The sequence below is a fragment of the Nostoc sp. genome, from assembly GCF_036919895.1.
Lineage (GTDB): Bacteria > Cyanobacteriota > Cyanobacteriia > Cyanobacteriales > Nostocaceae > Nostoc.
In genome coordinates this window covers 177,271-196,089 of the sequence record NZ_JBALBW010000037.1, presented here as the reverse complement: position 1 = coordinate 196,089, position 18,819 = coordinate 177,271, and the positions used below count along the sequence as shown (strand labels likewise).

18 protein-coding genes and 2 pseudogenes are annotated in these 18,819 nt (G+C 39.4%); 12 read left to right on the top strand and 8 right to left on the bottom strand.

What is annotated here, in order from left to right; genetic code table 11:
• Nucleotides 1-404, bottom strand: a 404-nt coding sequence (locus V7K55_RS07470) for a DUF4277 domain-containing protein (RefSeq protein ID WP_334829729.1), incomplete at its 3' end; no start/stop codon positions are given.
• Nucleotides 405-579: 175 nt separating this feature from the next.
• On the opposite strand from V7K55_RS07470, the gene V7K55_RS07465 reads away from it, so the two are divergent.
• Nucleotides 580-759 (top strand): hypothetical protein, encoded by a 180-nt coding sequence (locus V7K55_RS07465; protein ID WP_334829727.1) that lies wholly within the window; start codon nucleotides 580-582, stop codon nucleotides 757-759.
• Here V7K55_RS07465 and V7K55_RS07460 read toward each other — a convergent pair.
• The 3 genes and pseudogenes from V7K55_RS07460 to V7K55_RS07450 form a co-directional block, all read right to left on the bottom strand.
• Nucleotides 757-1,350 (bottom strand): annotated as a pseudogene (locus V7K55_RS07460) (ATP-binding protein); the annotation flags it as partial. The gene V7K55_RS07465 and the pseudogene V7K55_RS07460 sit on opposite strands and share 3 nt — an antisense overlap.
• Nucleotides 1,351-1,844: 494 nt before the next feature.
• A pseudogene (locus tag V7K55_RS07455) lies at nucleotides 1,845-2,354 on the bottom strand (nickel-dependent hydrogenase large subunit); the annotation flags it as partial.
• Between the two features lie 99 nt (nucleotides 2,355-2,453).
• Nucleotides 2,454-3,416, bottom strand: a complete 963-nt coding sequence (locus tag V7K55_RS07450; protein ID WP_334829725.1) for a hydrogenase small subunit — start codon at nucleotides 3,414-3,416, stop codon at nucleotides 2,454-2,456.
• A 1,104-nt stretch (nucleotides 3,417-4,520) separates the two neighbouring features.
• On the opposite strand from V7K55_RS07450, the gene V7K55_RS07445 reads away from it, so the two are divergent.
• From V7K55_RS07445 to hypB, 11 genes are all read left to right on the top strand, one after another.
• On the top strand, nucleotides 4,521-5,492 hold the full coding sequence (locus V7K55_RS07445; RefSeq protein ID WP_334829731.1) for a hypothetical protein: 972 nt from the start codon (nucleotides 4,521-4,523) through the stop codon (nucleotides 5,490-5,492).
• A gap of 27 nt (nucleotides 5,493-5,519) precedes the next feature.
• Nucleotides 5,520-5,786 (top strand): hypothetical protein, encoded by a 267-nt coding sequence (locus tag V7K55_RS07440; protein WP_334829723.1) that lies wholly within the window; start codon nucleotides 5,520-5,522, stop codon nucleotides 5,784-5,786.
• An 8-nt stretch (nucleotides 5,787-5,794) separates the two neighbouring features.
• Complete coding sequence (locus V7K55_RS07435) at nucleotides 5,795-6,019, top strand: hypothetical protein (protein WP_334829721.1); 225 nt, start codon at nucleotides 5,795-5,797, stop codon at nucleotides 6,017-6,019.
• Between the two features lie 45 nt (nucleotides 6,020-6,064).
• A complete protein-coding gene (locus V7K55_RS07430; RefSeq protein WP_334829719.1) occupies nucleotides 6,065-6,910 on the top strand; it encodes a NifU family protein in 846 nt (281 codons plus the stop codon).
• 611 nt (nucleotides 6,911-7,521) lie between these two features.
• Nucleotides 7,522-8,748: a hypothetical protein gene (locus V7K55_RS07425; protein ID WP_334829717.1), complete on the top strand. Its 1,227-nt coding sequence runs from the start codon at nucleotides 7,522-7,524 to the stop codon at nucleotides 8,746-8,748.
• A gap of 91 nt (nucleotides 8,749-8,839) precedes the next feature.
• Complete coding sequence (gene hypF, locus V7K55_RS07420; protein WP_334829715.1) at nucleotides 8,840-11,188, top strand: carbamoyltransferase HypF; 2,349 nt, start codon at nucleotides 8,840-8,842, stop codon at nucleotides 11,186-11,188.
• Between the two features lie 77 nt (nucleotides 11,189-11,265).
• A complete protein-coding gene (locus V7K55_RS07415) occupies nucleotides 11,266-11,526 on the top strand; it encodes a HypC/HybG/HupF family hydrogenase formation chaperone (RefSeq protein WP_334829713.1) in 261 nt (86 codons plus the stop codon).
• 71 nt (nucleotides 11,527-11,597) lie between these two features.
• Nucleotides 11,598-12,776 carry a hydrogenase formation protein HypD gene (gene hypD, locus V7K55_RS07410; RefSeq protein WP_334829711.1) on the top strand — a complete coding sequence of 393 codons (1,179 nt, stop codon included), beginning with the start codon at nucleotides 11,598-11,600 and terminating at the stop codon, nucleotides 12,774-12,776.
• A 36-nt stretch (nucleotides 12,777-12,812) separates the two neighbouring features.
• The gene (hypE, locus tag V7K55_RS07405; protein WP_334829709.1) at nucleotides 12,813-13,916 is read left to right on the top strand and encodes a hydrogenase expression/formation protein HypE; all 1,104 of its coding nucleotides are present in this window, start codon (nucleotides 12,813-12,815) and stop codon (nucleotides 13,914-13,916) included.
• A gap of 20 nt (nucleotides 13,917-13,936) precedes the next feature.
• The gene (gene hypA / locus V7K55_RS07400) at nucleotides 13,937-14,278 is read left to right on the top strand and encodes a hydrogenase maturation nickel metallochaperone HypA (RefSeq protein WP_334829707.1); all 342 of its coding nucleotides are present in this window, start codon (nucleotides 13,937-13,939) and stop codon (nucleotides 14,276-14,278) included.
• Nucleotides 14,269-15,099, top strand: coding sequence for a hydrogenase nickel incorporation protein HypB (hypB, locus tag V7K55_RS07395; protein WP_334829705.1), 831 nt, complete (start codon nucleotides 14,269-14,271; stop codon nucleotides 15,097-15,099). The genes hypA and hypB overlap by 10 nt, the downstream gene beginning before the upstream one ends.
• A 248-nt stretch (nucleotides 15,100-15,347) precedes the next feature.
• Here the strand turns inward: hypB and V7K55_RS07390 are convergent, their stop codons facing one another.
• The 4 genes from V7K55_RS07390 to tnpC all read right to left on the bottom strand — a co-directional run bounded on the left by V7K55_RS07390 (nucleotide 15,348) and on the right by tnpC (nucleotide 18,665).
• A complete protein-coding gene (locus V7K55_RS07390) occupies nucleotides 15,348-15,722 on the bottom strand; it encodes a hypothetical protein (protein WP_334829703.1) in 375 nt (124 codons plus the stop codon).
• Nucleotides 15,712-16,719, bottom strand: a complete 1,008-nt coding sequence (locus tag V7K55_RS07385; protein WP_334829701.1) for an LLM class flavin-dependent oxidoreductase — start codon at nucleotides 16,717-16,719, stop codon at nucleotides 15,712-15,714. Before V7K55_RS07385 ends, V7K55_RS07390 begins: the two co-directional genes overlap by 11 nt.
• A gap of 146 nt (nucleotides 16,720-16,865) precedes the next feature.
• Complete coding sequence (locus V7K55_RS07380; protein WP_334829698.1) at nucleotides 16,866-17,228, bottom strand: hypothetical protein; 363 nt, start codon at nucleotides 17,226-17,228, stop codon at nucleotides 16,866-16,868.
• A 33-nt stretch (nucleotides 17,229-17,261) separates the two neighbouring features.
• A complete protein-coding gene (tnpC, locus tag V7K55_RS07375; RefSeq protein ID WP_334829696.1) occupies nucleotides 17,262-18,665 on the bottom strand; it encodes an IS66 family transposase in 1,404 nt (467 codons plus the stop codon).
• Between the last annotated feature and the right edge of the window lie 154 nt (nucleotides 18,666-18,819).

Below are 18,819 nucleotides of genomic sequence, written 5' to 3'. Positions count from 1 at the left end.
ATTGATGATGAATCTAGATGTGATGTTGACAAAGATACACCAAATTTTTGGGCTGCTTTTAAGGCGATAATAAAAAATATTGTATCTAGTCCTTTGATAAATAATTTATCCATAACCCTACCCAATTTATCATCATTTAGATATTCTGGTTTGACTCCTACTTTTATTAGATGCTCACACGCTATTGTTTCAAAAAACTTCGGAAACATATATAAGGGCTGAGATACGAATCCTAATCCATTCAAAATCATTGCTTTGACCACATGACCCGGACTGACTTTTTCTCCTTTTTCTTCTCCTATTAATTCATTTATTATTTCTACTAATCCTATGGTATCTATTATTCCTGCCACTATCCCTAGATGGTCTATGTTCTGAATTTCAATTTCTTTGGCATTCAACATACAACAGAATTCTCCACAACTTCTGCTGCAATTCTCTCATTTTTATTCCCTCTTCATCTCACAACTCCTCTTTCTATCGGTTCTCAAACCTTAATAATAGTAATTACTATTAAGCTTCTTTACTATTCACCTCTTTTAGTTCTTATGTACTATTAATTCGACTTTTTGTTGATGTGTGACAGTTCAGGGTGCGGAATGTGGGATAGAACTGTGTTGGTCGAAACTCAAGCAATTTCTTCGTTCCTGTGAAGCACGCACACTAGAATCACTTGATCAAGCAATGGCTCTTGCTGTCAATTACATTACTGAAGACGATGCCTTCGCTTGGTTCAACCACTGTGGTCTATTTACATGAAAATTGCTGTAATCTGTCACTACCACCCGATGCAACCTTATAATCTCGCACATCGCGTAAACCAATTAATCCCACAGATGTGGGAAAATTTTCTGGACGATTGGGAAAACCATCTCTTAATTGCCTTAGCACCGAAATTAGGGTTTCATCTTGCAAAGAATCAATTTCATCAATCAATACTACCAAAGGTCGGGCTGAAGCTTTTGCCCAAGCTTGGAAAAAAGCCCTAATTCTTTGTCCTGGTTCTTCCTTTTGCCATTGTTTTATCGGTGGTTGTAATTCATTGGGCAATCGGATGGAAATCGTATTATACCAAGTTCCCAAAATCGCTAATTCTGCTGCACTGGGGTCATGATTAAAAGCACTTCCCACCTCTGCCGATACCATTACTGCTGCATAAAGTCCGGTTGCGGTAAGTTGCTGCGCTAGAGCTAACATTGCCGTTGTTTTTCCCGTTTGTCGCGGTGCATGAACGACAAAATAACTTTCTTGTTCAATCAGCAGGGATAAGTCGGGAAGACGACTTGTGGCTGAAAGCGTATAGTGTTTATCAGCTTTACAAGTACCTGCAATATTAAACCAGCGAGACATAGGATTTTGCCAGTTGGCGGACACTTTGAGTTTAGACGATTTTGGGGTTGTCTTATCCCATTTGAGATTCTCTGCGGCGGGTGATTTGAAGCGTTAAATATCTTTGAGAAAAACGATCGCTCAATTTCCAAACAAAGAAATACTTCTATACTCAAGCCAGTATGTAATTATTTAAGCTCAGATATTACTATTTGCGTATTTATATTGAGAAAAACCCGGCTTTATACTTCAACAGCAAGAAAATAATTATACTTAAGTAATTGTCTTGGACTTCCTTAACTGCGATCGCTAATCTAGGGTTAGGGAAAAATTAGGTAATACCTGAGAAAAGCAAATAACTTTTAGCAGAGAAAAATAAATGGATTTACTGCTTGCTATCTTTGCTTATGGCGTAGTTGACCGTGGGTTTATCGCCTAACTTAAGGAAAAACCAGGGAATAATTACACATATCCTGGCAAATCCTTACTATATAAGCAATTCCCTAATTTATTTCCATATAACTGCTGTGGGGCCATTGTCCACCTAATAGTGCATAAATTTCTACGGGTTTGGCAGAAATTGTGATGCCTAATTCGTAAGATTTGCCTGTGAAGGCTGCAAAACGTTTCACTGCTTCGTCATAAAAGCGACTATGACGGTATTTTTTATTGGTTAAATCAATGGCAAACAATCCATAAAAGTAGCGGGGGATACTTTGAATTGTCTCGACAATTTGACCGAGATTTCTCGCCAAAATTGCATTGCGTGGAACTTCTGTTTCCCAAGCTGTATCTAATGCCCAAGATGCACAAGTCAGGTGAGAACCGCCGCAAATTCCGCAAATGCGAGGTGTGACAATTAATCCGGCTTGGGGGTCTTTACCGCGTAGGATAACTTCAAATCCGCGAAATAGTTCAGCGTGTGTCCAGGCGTTGACTACCCGCCCATTCTCAATGTCAACTCGGACATCTAAATCGCCTTCAACTCTACCAACAGGCGAAATGTCTAATGATTGAATTCCCATTCTCTTCTCCTATTTTTTATAAGCAAATACCGTTCAGTTAAGGATTTTGGACTTAACTGAACCGTATTGTTTTATAAGCACTAAAGTGCTTACTACGAACTAAACTGTAAAAAAGTCTTCTTCTGCCCAAGATGGTGCTGCGTCTTTGGCGACCATTGTGAGTAAGGCGTAGTCTTTTTTGTTGAATCCTGGTGGTAATTCTTTGGGAACTCCCATTACTGTTTGGGTTTTAAATACAGTTCCCGGTTTGAGGTCAAAGAAGGGAAATTCTGGTTCTGTGCAACCTAAACAAGGCATTCCGGCGCGAGTTTTGGATGAGACGCGGTTCCATAAGATGCGGTTACAGGAGGAATGAGTCATGGGGCCGCGACAACCCAAGTCGTAGAATAAGCATCCTTTGCGCTGACCAAATTCGGCGGTTGAGGCTTTATAGGCAAAGTGGATGTTGCGGGTACAACCTGTTTGGGTATAGGTGTTGAAGAAAGTTTGAGGACGATTTAGTTCATCGAAAGCAATGTCTGCTATGCGTCCAGTAGCGATCGCAACTAATATCTGCGTAATCCAGTCGGGATGGGCAGGACATCCGGGAATATTAATTACAGGTAATCCGGCTTGCGATACAAAATCTTTCCCTAAAAAGCCGCCTTCTTGACGTTTGAGAAATTGCAAACCTTCTGATTCGCTGGGGTTGGGTGACATGGCGGGAATTCCTCCCCAGGTAGCACAGTCTCCCACAGCGACAATAAATTTAGCAACTTTGGCGAGGTCTAATAACCAATCTTTCATGGCGCGATCGGCAAACCGATTCCATTCGCCAGTGCCATTGGGGGCGTTAACAACACTGCCTTCAAATACCAAAATATCTAGGGGAATTTTGCCAGAAATGCAATCCCGCAGGAGTGTTTGCAAGTTGTTGCCTAGTTCCACTCCCAAGGATGGATGCCAAAGTAAATTGATGCCAAAATCAGCGATTAAATCGCAGACTGTCGGTTCTTCAGCATTGAGAAATGACATGGTGTTGCCGGAACAAGCACCACCTTGTAGCCATAGTAAATTAGTCATCGGCTAGGTATTTTTCTATTGTTTCCCATGCATGATGTAGGTGATAATGCTTGTAAAGTCTTCACCTGGTTATCAATATTTATTTTTCAATAGTAAGATATTTCTTGATCTAATTTACTTTCATTAAAAAAGAATTAATAATTAACAATCAATTAAATACATTCAGGATTATTTTAAATAGCTATTTTTGTTATATATGTGACACATTTGACAAATAAAAAATAGTATAAATAAAACTGCATTTTGTTTTGAATATTTGACATTAAGCAACCTCAATGTGCTTAATTTATCGCAGCTAAAATCTGTAACTATTAATAATAATTACTATCAACTGTTAATCTGAGTGAGGTGATGAGTATTTTCATCCGTTAGGTTTTCATGTAATAACTGAGCCAAAGATCAATACAGTTCAGTTAAGCGTTTTTTTATTGTCTCTGTGTACTCTGCGTCTCTGTGGTAGCCTGCGGCAAGCCGAAGCGTCTACGTTAACAAAACTGACTTTAACAAAGAGTTTTAGCCTTAACTGAACCGTACTGAGCCAAAGATAAGTAAGTGGGCGCTAAAAAATACAACTAGATTAAAAAATGTAAATCGCTCTAGTTGGTGTGGTTAGTTAATCAGTTCAAAGAAAGTGCCGGGGATACTCTGAAAGATTCGATAGAAGATACTGTCTGTTTTCAAAGGAGCTTGTTTTACAGTTGATGAATATATTTGACACTTCGGCGATCGCGTGGCAACTATTTTGAGTACACTAAATATTATGTATGTCAGCAATTCAATAAAAAATATTTAAATTGTATACGACGATGATACAAAAAGTATTTAAAAAATATTAGGTGTTTAAAGCTGACATTAATATTAGCAATTTCCCCCTAGAGTTTTAGAAGTAGGGTGTTTTATAGTATTTTATTGAGCATGGAGTATGAGATATTGGGCATAGAGGATTAAGTTTCTTCCCTAGTCTCTAATTCTTAGCCTTAATTTCAGACAAAAAGGGGAATTCCGCCTAAAGGACTCGAAGCCTGCGTAAATCAGTATGGCCCGTGATGAAATGCGTCATGGGTGTTGGACTCAATTCCCAATTGGCTAGAGTACGGCAGAGTTATGACCCCCAGCATTACAGATTCGGCGGTGAAGGCTGCGGTAGCAGCTGTTGCATCGGAGTCAGCTACAGCAGAAGAAAAAATCCAAATGCTGATTGAGATAGCACAGGGTTTTCAAAAAAAGCCCAAAGCTGCCCAAGACTTGCGGAATGCAGTTGGCTTATATTACCGGGCCTATGAAATGTGTGGTGAGGAGTATCCCCTACTGAAAGCCAGGGCGAAAGTAGGGATGGCAGGGACATTACAGGCAATACCGGATGCTGATTACCAACTGTTGATGCAAGCGAAAGTCGGTTATGAAGAGGCATTACCGATTTTACAACAATTAGCTTCGCCAGAGGAAGTAGCAGAAACACAGATGAATTTTGGGCTGGTGTTGCAGTCGCTAGTGCCATTCAATTTGGCGCGGATAACTGACAGCATCCAGGCTTATCATGAGGCTTTGCGGGTCTTTACTTGGGAAGATTACCCCCAAGAATACGCCATTTTGTATAACAATATTGCGATCGCATATCTTTCTATGCCCCTAGCATCAGAACGGGAATACTTGCGTCAAGGATTAGCTGTGCAATCATTTGAGGTCGCACTGAAGCATATTACTTTAATCGATCATCCTAGAGAATATGCGATGTTGCAGAATAATTTAGGTAATGCTTTGCAATATCTAGTGAGTTCCCATCCTCTGGAGAATAATTTACGTGCGATCGCAGCTTATGACGAAGCCTTAAAAGTGCGTAATCCCAAAGATACACCTTTAGAGTACGCTAACACAATTTCCAACAAAGCCAACGCCCTATTTAACTTACCAGACGACCACGAAAAACCAGAAGCTGGTAATCCTCAAAATCTTTTGCAAGCGCGTATCTACTATCAAGACGCTTTAGGAATATTTACGGAACACCAACAAATTGCACAAGTAGAGGTAGTAGTCCAAGCATTACAAGATGTAGAAACAGAGTTAAACAATTTATAGTTCATAATTCGTAGCGGAAAAAACAGCATGAGAGATATTTCTACTTACCCAGATGTAATAAATTTCCTCACAAGTTTAGCAGATGGCGATCTGAACATAGCAACAGGATTAGTGTGGTTAATCATCGCCACAGCCTTGTCTCTGGTCGGCGGTGCAATTGGTGGAATGCTGTTAGCTGGCAAAGATATAGGCTATCACCTTTCAGCAATGCTTGGTGCATTATTTGCCCCTGCGGGTGTAATTCCTGCCATCCTCTTAGGGCTGGCTGCCTTAAATTTCTTAACAAATTATTAGGAGAAAATATGTTAGAGATAGGTTGGTTTTCTGCTAAGTTATTTTTTAAGGGAAAGCTACTACGCGATCCAGTGTATTTTCTCAAGCAAACTACTATTGGTATTGCTATAGGTTTTTTACTGCTAGTATTACTTGCACAAGCACCAATTCCCTTCTACTTACCAATCATATTATCTAGCTTAGTGACGGGCATAATTATGCCGTTCCTCTTCAAGGATTTTAAAACAAAATAAATTGTCATTTGTCATTTTTTAGTTGTTTTCCAATATCCATGCCCCATGCCCAATCTGGAAGAATTAGTTCAGGAAATTAATCGTTTTGAGGCAATTATATCCGACTGGGATGAAAGCCAACGGTGTGTAGCAGTTGGTCTAAAAAGAGCAATTGAAGCTTTGCATAAAACTGCATTGACTAACTTGATCAAAAGCCTAAAGCAAGAATCAATGCCAGCTTTACGTCATGCGGTTGCAGATGAAGTAGTGTATGCAGTGCTACTGTATCACGAACTAGTCAAACCACCTAAACCTCCACTTTCAGAACGCATTCAGACAGCCATTGAAGAAGTTCGCCCAGGTTTAAAAAGCCATAATGGGGATGTAGAATTAGTGGCAATTAAACCACCAGATACAGTAGAAGTTAGATTAATAGGAACTTGCAGCAGTTGTCCGACTTCTACTTTAACTTTATCTCAGGGAGTAGAACAAGCAATAAAAAACCATTGTCCTGAAATTACCAAAGTAGTTGCAGTCAATAATAGCCCTGCTGTTAACAACGCAAATTCTCGTTTAATCAGTCCATTCTCTGCAAAAATAACTTGTACTTGGATGAAAGTAGCGACCCTTGATGAAGTTCCTGAATTTAGTGTAGTGGCAGTACAACTTGCTGGTAATTCACTAATTTTACATCGTCAAGGTGCTACAGTAAAATGCTACCGTAATTCTTGCACTCATCTAGGATCTCCCTTAGAAAAGGGTAAAGTTGAAAATGGTATTATTACTTGTCCTTACCACGGATTCCAGTACAAATTAGAGACAGGTGAATGTTTAACTGCGCCTGATATTTCGCTTCAGTCATATCCAATCAAGATTAAAGGCGATAAGGTTTTTGTAAAACTGCAAAAATGAGGATGCGAAGGTAACATTTCAGCAAATATACTTGGCGATTAGTCAATCACAGTTACTTTGCTTTTTCATTTCAGTAGTTCGCGCATTCATCTTAGTGTTTTGTGCAAGCAAAATGCCCGATTGCTTTCTCGATATCCCTGAATTTATTCTCATTTGTGTAATTCAGGTATTCATTTTAGTATTTTGAGAAAGCAAAAGGTCATTTGACTTACTCAAAATGAGCTTTTACTTTCTCATTTTAGTGTTTTCCGCAAGCAAAATAAGCTTTTACTTTCTCAAAAGGTCATTTGACTTATTGATTTTGGTGTTTTCCGCAAGTCAAATGAGCTTTTACTTTCTCATTTTAGTGTTTTCCGTAAGCAAAAGAAGCTCTTACTTTCTCAAACCCTAGTTTGCTTACTCATTTCAGTAAATCGCGCATTCATGCCAAAGATTTGCTATGTAGCAAAAATTACTAAAGGTTCTCTTGATTCTTTTTAGCTTGATTAATACAGAAGTTGATTAAAGGTTTTAACTAAATTTGAAAAAATCATAATACAAAATTGTTACTGTTGTTACATGCTAATCAACATTAATGTTTTTAAATAATTATCAGCGTCTATCTGTGGTTCATGGATATCCCAATCATAATTAATCCCATATCACAATTACCGCCAGAAGCAACAGAAATTTCTCAATATTTACCCTTATCACCTCAAGGTGCAGAGGTAATTTTAGGTAACATTATTGAACCAGAAGAATTAGTCATACCAGTAGTACCGAATGCCACAACGATGTTTGGGCCGCGTGGTGCTTGTTTGTTATCAGAAACTGGCCCTTTATGGGTATCAGATACGGGACATCATCGATTATTAGGATGGCAGAGTTTACCTACACAAGATAGTCAACCGGCTGATTGGGTAATTGGACAACCTGATTTTTATCATGAAGGACAAAATGCTAAAACTACACCGGGAAGGGCAACCTTAAGCGTACCAACTGGAACTTGTGCTTGTGGTGGAGGTTTAGCTGTAGCAGATGCTTGGAATCATCGAGTTTTAATTTGGAAAACCTTACCTGAAGATAACAATGTTCCAGCAGATTTGGTGTTAGGACAAGTTAATTTTACCGACAATGAACCAAATCGAGGAAACCAACAAGCTTCTGCTAGTACAATGCACTGGCCTTATGGTGTTTTCTATCATCAAGGACGGCTATTTATTGCTGACACTGGTAATCGCAGAGTATTAATTTGGCATCAATTACCAACAGAAAATGGTCAACCGGCTGATTTAGTTTTGGGACAACCAGATATGATATCTCGCAATGAAAACGGCGGTGATTCTCCAACCGCAGCGAGTATGCGTTGGTGTCACGACATTGCCTTTTGGGGAGAGAATTTGGTTGTTAGCGATGCAGGTAATCACCGGGTAATGATTTGGGAGGGAATACCAACAGAAAATAATACCCCTTGTGCAGTGGTTTTAGGACAAAAAAGCTTTGATTTTGTGGAAATGAATCAAGGAGTTTATTATCCTAGTGCTAGTAGTTTGAGTATGCCTTACAGTGTTGGGGTGGCTGGAGATTGGTTAGTAGTTGCAGATACTGCTAATTCTCGTTTGTTAGGATGGAAAAAGCCAGAATCAATTTTATCACTGCAAGGTGTAATGGCAGATGGGTTGGCAGGACAAATAAATTTTCAAAGTAAAGGTGAAAATCGTAATTACGGACTGCCTAAACGAGATAGTTTAAATTGGTGTTATGGAATAAAAATTTGTGGAAATACGGCAGTAATAGCTGATTCTGGAAATAACCGAATATTGCTGTGGCAGTTTAATTATGGGAGTTCTAAGAAATAAACGAACCACAGAGACACAGAGAATACAGAGGAATGAAGAGAAGAAAGTTTTTTTCGTCAGTTTTTGGGTATTTTTTTATTTGTAAGTCCCTATGCCGACTGAAGAAATTAGAGTTCGCGGTACTGTTCAGGGAGTAGGATTTCGCCCTACTGTATATCGTCTGGCTAAAGCTTGCGGTTTGCGTGGAGATGTTTGTAATGATGGTGAAGGTGTATTAATTCGGGTATCTGGTAGCGAGGAAGCAATAACCAAATTTGTTGCCAGATTGCAAACAGAATGTCCACCATTGGCAAAAATTAATCAGCTAACTAGAACTCCTTATGAAGGTGAACTTAACTTTAATAATTTTGTGATTTCTACTAGCGTCAGTAATGGGATTAAAACAGAAATTACCCCTGATGCTGCTACTTGTCTACAGTGCCAACAAGAAATATTTGACCCCTTTAGCCGCTTTTATCGCTACCCCTTTACTAATTGCACTCATTGCGGCCCCCGCCTGAGTATTATTCGTGCCATTCCTTATGACAGATGTAATACCAGTATGTCTGCGTTTGTTGTATGTCCCGAATGTGCAAAGGAATACCACAATGTTGAAAACCGCCGTTTTCACGCCCAACCTGTTGCTTGTCATGTTTGTGGCCCCACAGCTTGGTTAGAACGCGCTGATGGTAAATCGGTTACTGCTTCCATGTTTTCAATGCTGGATGATGTTGATGCCGTTTGTACCTTGTTGCAAAAGGGTGAGATTGTCGCAATTAAGGGGTTAGGTGGTATTCATCTAGCTTGCGATGCAACTCAAGAAACCGTTGTACAAAAACTGCGTCAGCGTAAAAAGCGCTATCACAAACCATTTGCTTTAATGGCGCGGGATATTGAGATAATTGAACAATATTGCACTGTCAACGCCAAAGAAAAAGAATTATTGACAAGTTCTGCTGCACCAATTGTTTTACTACAAGCAACAGATAAAAAATTAGTAGCGCCATCGATAGCATCGGGGCAAAATACCCTCGGTTTTATGCTACCTTATACGCCCTTACATCATTTAATTTTGCGGCGGATGAATCGCCCAATTGTTTTAACAAGTGGCAATATTGCTGATGAACCACAATGTATTGATAATGATGAAGCAAGAGAAAAATTAGATAAAATAGCTGATTATTTTCTCTTTCATAATCGAGAGATTATTAATCGAGTAGATGATTCAGTAGTAAGAGTTTTCGGTGATAAAGTCCAAACAATTCGCCGTGCTAGAGGATATGCACCAGCACCAATTAGTTTACCGCCAGGATTTGACAATGTGCCGCAAATTTTAGCAATGGGTAGTGAGTTAAAAAATACTTTTTGCTTATTGCGTGAAGGAGAAGCAATTCTCTCTCAACATCTGGGAGATTTAGAAAATGTTGCGGCTTTCAATGCCTATCAAGAAACTTTAAATTTATACTTAAATTTATTTGAACATCAACCAGAGATAATCGCCATTGATAAACATCCTGAATATCTCTCAAGCAAACTTGGTAAGAAACTCGCAAAGACAAATCAAATTCCAATTCATCAAATCCAACATCATCACGCCCATATTGCTGCTTGCATGGCAGAAAATGAGATTCCTTTAGATTCACCTCCAGTATTAGGTATTGCTTTAGATGGTTTAGGTTACGGTGATGATGGTACACTCTGGGGCGGAGAATTTCTGTTAGCAGATTACCGAAAATTTAAACGATTAGCAACATTTAAACCAGTCGCAATGATTGGTGGCGAACAAGCAATTTATCAGCCTTGGCGTAATATTTATGCCCACTTAGTAGCTGCTAAACTTTTGGATGATTGCGAACAAAAATATACTGATTTAGAAATCGTAAAATTTTTGAAAAACAAGCCACTAAAGCTACTCAATCAACTTATAGAGAAGAAAATTAACTCTCCTCCAGCTTCTTCAGTGGGACGGTTGTTCGATGCAGTGGCGGCGGCTATCGGTATTTATAGAGATGAATGTAGCTATGAAGGACAAGCTGCGATCGCACTTGAAGCTATAGTAGATGTTAGTAGCTTAAATAATGATAAAGAAACGCTAATATACCCTTTCAGTTTTAGCTTTTCAGATAGTATTTATTGTATAGACCCGCGTCCAATGTGGCAAGCCTTGCTCAATGACTTACAACAGCAGATTCCCCAACCAGTTATAGCCGCCAAATTTCACAAAGGTTTAGCAAATGCGATTGTAGAAATGGTTAAACATCTTTGTCAAGAAAATCTAATTAATCAGGTTGCCCTAACAGGAGGAGTATTTCAAAATTGTATATTGTTACAGCAAGTTACCAAACAATTACAAACATTGGGAATAAAAGTACTCACTCACAGCTTAGTTCCAGCGAATGACGGCGGCTTATCTTTAGGACAAGCAATGATTGCAACCGCACAATTAATACATGAGTCTTAATATTCAGCAACTTTGTCTCACAAATAATTTTCTCTGCGTTCTCTGCGCCTCTGTGGTTCGTTTATCTTAAAAATAAAATGTGCTTAGGAATCCCCGGACAAATTATAGAAATTACCAACACTAACCATAAATTAGCCCTAGTTAACATTGGTGGTGTTAAGCGCGAAGTAAATATTGCTTGTATCGTAGATGAACAACATCCCCCCGAAGCTTGTATTGGTGATTGGGTACTAGTCCATGTTGGCTTTGCCATGAATCGAATTAACGAACAAGAAGCGGCGGAAACATTGCAACTATTTCAAGAGTTAGCAGCAGCACAAGCAGGGATTAGTACTTAACGAACCGCAGAGGGCACAGAGAGAAGAAAGAAATACCGTATTGACATAGAATTTACTATTCCCCAATCCTTATGAAATATGTTGATGAATTCCGCGAACCGGAAAAAGCTGAAGCTTTACGCCGCGAAATCACCAAATTAAGCCATCGGCTAGAAAAACCTATCAAAATCATGGAAGTATGCGGCGGACATACCCATTCCATATTTAAATATGGTATCGAAGAAATATTACCCCAAACCATCGAATTAATTCATGGGCCTGGTTGTCCAGTATGTGTAATGCCAAAAGGGAGATTAGATGATGCGATCGCAATCTCTCAAAATCATAACGTCATTTTTGCCACCTTTGGCGACGCAATGCGAGTTCCCGGTTCCAAAACCACTTTACTGCAAGCCAGGGCACAAGGCGCAGACATCCGTATGGTGTACTCTCCTTTAGATAGCCTAAAAATTGCCAAAGATAACCCCAACAAAGAAGTAGTCTTCTTCGCACTAGGCTTTGAAACCACAGCCCCCAGCACCGCCTTCACCATTCTGCAAGCAGCAGCAGAAGAAATTCCTAACTTTAGTATGTTTTCCAATCACGTCCTCGTGATTCCTGCCCTCAAAGCATTATTAGATAATCCCGACTTGCAACTAGATGGATTTGTTGGGCCAGGTCATGTCAGCATGGTAATAGGCACTGACCCATATCAATTTATTTCCCAACAATATAATAAGCCGATAGTCGTCTCAGGATTTGAACCCTTAGATATTCTCCAATCAATTTGGATGTTGTTGCAACAGTTAGTAGAAAATCGTTGCGAAGTCGAAAACCAATATAACCGAATTGTAGAAAAAACTGGAAACACAGTAGCCCTCCAAGCCATAAATAAAGTTTTCGCCGTGCGAGATAGTTTTGATTGGCGCGGCTTAGGTGATATCCCTTATTCAGGATTAAAAATTCAATCGGAATATGCCCAATTTGATGCCGAACTTAAATTTACCATTCCTAATCTCAAAGTAGCCGACCATAAAGCTTGTAAATGTGGAGAAATTCTCAAAGGAGTCTTAAAACCTTGGGAGTGCAAAGTATTTGGTACAGCTTGCACACCAGAAACACCAATCGGTACTTGCATGGTATCTTCTGAAGGTGCTTGTGCAGCCTATTACAAATATGGGCGACTCTCCACCATTGCCAAAAGAACAATCGCCCAAAAACCAAAAATAACTCAAGAACCCCTCCCCGCCTGCGGCTTCTCCTCAGAATAATACTCTGCGTACCTTTGCGTTTAAAAAAATTTAAATATGAATATTTCCTCCACAAACCCAATACAAAATCCCCTATTCCAAAAAATAGAACAAGTCCGCCGCCGCCAAAGAAAAGTACAAGATAGTCATATAACTCTTGCACATGGTAGCGGCGGTAAAGCCATGCGCGATTTAATAGATGATATTTTTGTCAGCAATTTTGATAACCCAATTCTCTCGCAACTAGAAGACCAAGCAAGCTTCAACTTAGCCAGTCTCATGCAACAAGGAGACAGACTTGCATTTACAACAGATTCTTATGTTGTAGACCCGTTATTTTTTCCCGGTAGTGATATAGGAGAATTAGCCATCAACGGTACAGTTAATGATTTAGCTGTCAGTGGCGCTAAACCTTTATATCTAACTTGTAGCGTAATTTTAGAAGAAGGATTACCTGTAAAAACCTTACGCCGTGTCGCAAACAGTATGAAAGCAGCCGCAGAAAAAGCTGGTGTTCAAATTGTCACTGGTGACACAAAAGTTGTACATCGAGGTGCTGCCGATAAACTCTTTATTAATACTGCTGGTATTGGTATCATCCCACGAGGAGTTAACATTTCTGCCCATAATATAAAACCTGGAGATGCAATAATAATTAATGGTGAGATAGGCAATCATGGGACAGCAATTTTAATTGCTCGTGGGGAATTAGCTTTAGAAACTGATATTGAAAGCGACTGTCAGCCGTTGCATAGTTTAGTAGAAACTATTCTCCATGTATGCCCACAAGTTCATGCTATGCGAGATGCTACACGCGGTGGTTTAGCTACAGTCTTAAATGAATTTGCCCTTACTTCCAATGTGGGAATTCGTCTTTTTGAAGAATCTATCCCAGTGCGTGAAGAAGTCAACGGAGTTTGCGAAATTCTCGGTTTAGACCCATTGTATTTAGCTAATGAAGGTAAGTTAGTTGTAGTGGTTCCAAAAAAGAATGCTGAAAACGTTTTATCAGCCATGAAATTACACCCAGCAGGTAAAGATGCTTGTATTATTGGCGAAGTTATTTCTTCACCTCCAGGTATCGTATTACTAAAAACAGCTTTTGGTGCTGAAAGGATTGTGGATATGTTGGTAGGCGACCAATTACCACGAATTTGTTAATTTTTTATAGATTTTATAGTATGCACGAACTTGGAATTACTCAAAATATTGTGGCAATTGTGACTGAACACGCCAAAGGTGCAAAAGTGCAGCGAGTTTTATTAGAAATTGGCAAACTTTCAGCCATTATGCCCGATGCTATCCGATTTTGTTTTGATATTTGTACTCAAGGCACAGTTTTAGAAGGGGCGACATTAGAAATTTTAGAAATTCCCGGTTTAGGGAGATGTCGCCAATGCGGTACAGAAATTTATTTAGATAAACCATTTGGAAATTGTAATTGTGGTAGCGTGCAATTAGATTTAATTACTGGTGAAGAACTGAAAATTAAAGAAATAGAAATAGAGGAATTATGTGTGTAACCTGCGGTTGTTCTGATGATGGCGAAACTAAAATTATCAATTTACAAACAAATGAAGCTGAACATCATCATACTCACACTTTAGCAGATGGAACTATTATCACTCATTTCCACAGTCATGATACTCATATAGAAGCGCCTCAAATTCATGCCAAAATACATAATACAACGATATCTTTAGAACAGGATATTTTAGCAAAAAATAACTTGTTAGCTGCCCAAAATCGCGGATGGTTTAAAGGGCGAAATATTCTCGCTTTAAATTTAATGAGTTCTCCTGGTGCTGGGAAAACAACTCTTTTGACGCGAACCATTAATGATTTAAAAAACCAATTACCTATCAGTGTCATTGAAGGCGACCAAGAAACTGCTAATGATGCTAAAAAAATTAAAGAAACTGGTTCTAAAGTTATTCAAATAAATACTGGTACAGGCTGTCATTTAGATGCAGCAATGATAGAGAGGGGTTTACAAGAACTGAATCCGCCTCTAAACTCAGTTGTGATGATTGAAAATGTCGGAAATTTGGTTTGTCCAGCCTTGTTTGATTTGGGAGAATTGGCAAAGGTGGTGATTCTCTCTGTCACGGAGGGAGAAGATAAGCCGATAAAATATCCGCATATATTCCGTGCTAGTAACATCATGATTATCACGAAAATTGATTTGCTGCCTTATGTAGATTTTGATGTTCAAAAGTGCATAGATTATGCTAGACAAATCAATCCCCAAATTCAGATTTTTCAGGTTTCTGCAACTACTGGTACTGGGTTGGAGAAGTGGTATGCGTGGCTAATTGAAAATTTAAAAGTTTGTCAACGCTAATTTGTTTATGCTTGATGAATATTTAATTTTTTTACGAACTGCCAAGGACGCGAAGGACGCGAAGAAAGAAATAGGTAATTTTAAAGCCTATCATTACAAAATTAAGTCATTGATTTACTGAATCACTCTGTGGGTTAATGGAAACTGATAACTGGTTTAACTACGACACCCTGCGCTTTAGAAGTACAGGGTGTAATAAGAATGAATCAGCTATATTTTTTGTGATTCCCAGAGTGTGCCTATTTACCTCACAGCCAATCTCGATAAGCAGATATTTCATTTACGCTGATTTCAAATGGCATCCCTTTGCCAAATGGCGGATAAACGCGAATTTTGCCATTACTAGCAAACCGCTCTAACTTATTACCCAACTGGGCAATATTGCTGACTATATGCCAGTAAGATACTAAGTCAGGGCAGTCAATAATTAATGTTAGGATGCTAGCATTTGTTGTAATATACCACTGACAATTAGATAACAAGACTCGCGTAATGCGATCGCAAGCTAGAAAAAAGCATCTGCCAGTAGACTGTTCTAGCTCCATTTGCAGCATTCCATCCTGTTTCGTTACCTCATTGGGAGGTAAATCATCGGGAGGAAGCTGGTAAAGTTTAGAAGACATAATTTCGCACCTCTTGGTTGTAGCGCGTCAAACTCTCCAAGTTTTTTTGCATATCCGCAGACGAGGGTTTGAGTGCTAACGTACCTAAATTTAATTCGTCCTGAAATTTCTTGATTTTGTCTCGACAAGTCTCCACATCACCAATAATTGAGTTCTCGATTAAATAATCTTCGTCGAAACAAATGTTTGTGCGGTCGAATGGTTTTTGGTTGGGATTCGCACTATTTTGCAATACTTGAGCCGTATTAGCCTTCATTTTCTGACTAAATTGGCGGATGAAAGGCAATGCCTCACTCACTGCTTCATCAAATGTTTTGCCAATATAAAAAAAGCGTGCCAGCACGAAGTTTTCTGCACCACTAGAATTTAAGGCTCGATATTTAGCAACAGTATCCTTCAATCTGGGTAGGGAGAATGGCGGCCCGCCCATTAAGCTGAAGGAATGTTTAGCAGCAAACTCAATCCCATCATCGCCGCCAGTGGCAACATACACCGGAATTTGCCTCTGCAATGGTTTTGGGTAAATGGTTAAGCGATCGCATTGATAATACTTGCCATTAAATGATACATCAGTTTCATATAAAAGCTTTTGAACCAGTGCGATCGCCTCTAGCATCTTGGGACGGGATTCACTTGGGAGTGTCGCAAAATGCTTATTTTGTTGCGGGAAGGGGCCGCCTTTGGCAACTCCAAATAATAATCTTCCATTGCACAGGTTATCCAGAGTGGCGATATCCTCCGCTACCCGAATTGGGTTATGGAATGGCAGTAACACCGCCGCAGTAGCCAATTGGATAGTTGAAGTCAATCCCGCCAAGTGTGCCATTAACAGCAACATAGAAGGGCTGAGATTGGATTCACTAAAATGATGCTCACTCACCCAGGCTGACTCAAAACCTAAACTTTCTGCCTGTTTTATCAGTGTCACTTGTTCAAAGATGGCACGATGAGCATTTTGGTGGTGATTATCGTAATTGCAGAAAATTCCAGTTTTCATTACTTGCGTTGATACTTTGTGCTGGCTATTCTAATGGTTGATACGTTTGTAGTAAGCACTTTAGTGCTTAAATATTTGAAGATATTTGAGGACTAAAGTCCTTACTACAAACAAATTTTACTTCTCTCGATTAATGCGCTGAATGACTAAGTTGCAACCCACTGCAACTCCAACCATAAGCGTGGATTGTTTTCTTTGAGCTTCGACATCGGATCGCGCAATAATCGCTTGGCATTCATGCAGACTACCTGCACTAGACCCATGTTGTATGCGACTTCTCTGAGTATTTCTTTGTGGGCTTGCACACAGGAAATCATTTCGGCAGAGCAATAAATTCCTATATATTGCAAGCGTCTAGCAGGTCGCCCCCAAAAACAGGTGATGACTTTCACATGACACCCATCTAGTAATTCCCCAACTTTTGGGTAGTAGTGGTTGAGGACTCTTGTGAATTCTTTGGCTAAGATATCTTCAGCAATCATTGGAACTGATATTTCTGTAGCGTCCATCACGCTATTTAATATAACATAATTTGTAACTGCCTAGCTAGTAGGATTTGAGGAAAGGAAAACAGAGGCATTACCAAGTAACGCATCAGTAATAACTTCCAATAGATTAAGACTACGCTTAGATGCAGTGGAAAGAAAAGAACGAATATTGGCAAATGAAACCGCAAAATCGAAGGAGCGAAAACCACCGGAAATTTTCTGCTTACACTTCATCATCCGCAAGTCACGTTCTGCTTGATTATTGGTAAACGGAACATCCAGTTGTGTCAAAAACCGTAAAACATCATCAACATAATTTTGAAGCCGCAACAATAAGTTATGTCCAACTCGTCGTTTCACTCGACCCCGATTACCTTTACGGTTTAAAGGTATTTGAGAGAAGTGAAAATCAAGACCCCGTTTGATAATTCGCTTATACAGTTGATTGATGCGAGCAATAATATTTTCAGGAATACCTTGAGGATAGCGATGTTTATAATTGCAGGCTAAGAGCAAAAGCTTTTTCATTGACTTAGCCCAAGATTCTTGCTCAATTTCCTCCAAGGCTTTGAGTTCACGCAAATGATGGGCGTTACACAAGGAGTGATTGACATTAAGGAGTTGATAATAGGGCTTCCAGTGGTCGTGGACTACTACACCCTTGATATCATCCAATACTTCAATGTCTTTGCGTTTAGGCACAACTCGATACCATGTTTCTGTTTGGGTTGAAACTACGTGCAACCAATTGGTTTTACCACCAATCCTCAATCCCGTCTCGTCCAGATGTTTAACTGGCGATGATTTGACCTCCGATGCAATCTCAATTACGACTGGTTCTATGAGCTTGGCAAGTGTCTTTGTTGTATTTGCAATTGTCCCTGGTGTCATTTGACAACCAAATAAATCCAGCAGCACTTCACTCAATCTGTCTTCGGGAATAAAATGTTGGTGATTTAGATAAGCCGCAACTGCTCTAATTCTCGCTCCATACTGCACTGGTGCTTTGACCGAGGATGGAAAACTGCCTTGAATGTGACCTTTACATTGGGGACATTCTTTGACTACAACTTGGTGTTCTGTGACGATTATTCTTGGCGTTGGTATGTCAAATACTTGTCGCTTGATGAGCTTTTGTGCAACTACGATAGAGATATCACATCCGCATCCAGGACATGAGCATGGTGTTGGATGTTTTACGATATTATCTGGTCTGATTACTTGTTCTAATGTCTGCCCTGTATGACCAAATTGTCCCCCTGATGGGTGCTTTCCCTTTTCTCGCAAACTTTTTGTCCGAATTTTACCGGATTTTTTGAGTCCATCACTTGACGGTGGTTTTGAACTTGTTTGGCTATCTAACCCCAAACGCCTCTCTAGCTCTGCTATTTTTTGACGCAGATCCTGATTTTCCAGTTCAAGCCTTTCAATTTTTTGATCTTTTTCTTCTGGACTCATACCTGAACATTACCATTATTCTTCCTTGCTTGGAATAATCCCGACCATCCTACCTGGGGAGTTACCATAATTTTATCAATTAAATATGAAAAAATACCTTCCCAGGCTTAAATAAAATATTAAATATTACAGAAAAAAGAGGCGCACTTATTTG

Coding starts and splice junctions, on each gene's coding strand:
- tnpC (WP_334829696.1), bottom strand. CDS start 18,665: ATGAGTCCAGAAGAAAAAGATCAAAAAATTGAAAGGCTTGAACTGGAA.
- V7K55_RS07440 (WP_334829723.1), top strand. CDS start 5,520: ATGAGAGATATTTCTACTTACCCAGATGTAATAAATTTCCTCACAAGT.
- V7K55_RS07415 (WP_334829713.1), top strand. CDS start 11,266: ATGTGCTTAGGAATCCCCGGACAAATTATAGAAATTACCAACACTAAC.
- hypD (WP_334829711.1), top strand. CDS start 11,598: ATGAAATATGTTGATGAATTCCGCGAACCGGAAAAAGCTGAAGCTTTA.
- V7K55_RS07380 (WP_334829698.1), bottom strand. CDS start 17,228: ATGGACGCTACAGAAATATCAGTTCCAATGATTGCTGAAGATATCTTA.
- V7K55_RS07445 (WP_334829731.1), top strand. CDS start 4,521: ATGACCCCCAGCATTACAGATTCGGCGGTGAAGGCTGCGGTAGCAGCT.
- hypE (WP_334829709.1), top strand. CDS start 12,813: ATGAATATTTCCTCCACAAACCCAATACAAAATCCCCTATTCCAAAAA.
- V7K55_RS07390 (WP_334829703.1), bottom strand. CDS start 15,722: ATGTCTTCTAAACTTTACCAGCTTCCTCCCGATGATTTACCTCCCAAT.
- hypF (WP_334829715.1), top strand. CDS start 8,840: ATGCCGACTGAAGAAATTAGAGTTCGCGGTACTGTTCAGGGAGTAGGA.
- V7K55_RS07435 (WP_334829721.1), top strand. CDS start 5,795: ATGTTAGAGATAGGTTGGTTTTCTGCTAAGTTATTTTTTAAGGGAAAG.
- V7K55_RS07430 (WP_334829719.1), top strand. CDS start 6,065: ATGCCCAATCTGGAAGAATTAGTTCAGGAAATTAATCGTTTTGAGGCA.
- V7K55_RS07425 (WP_334829717.1), top strand. CDS start 7,522: ATGGATATCCCAATCATAATTAATCCCATATCACAATTACCGCCAGAA.
- V7K55_RS07450 (WP_334829725.1), bottom strand. CDS start 3,416: ATGACTAATTTACTATGGCTACAAGGTGGTGCTTGTTCCGGCAACACC.
- V7K55_RS07385 (WP_334829701.1), bottom strand. CDS start 16,719: ATGAAAACTGGAATTTTCTGCAATTACGATAATCACCACCAAAATGCT.
- hypA (WP_334829707.1), top strand. CDS start 13,937: ATGCACGAACTTGGAATTACTCAAAATATTGTGGCAATTGTGACTGAA.
- hypB (WP_334829705.1), top strand. CDS start 14,269: ATGTGTGTAACCTGCGGTTGTTCTGATGATGGCGAAACTAAAATTATC.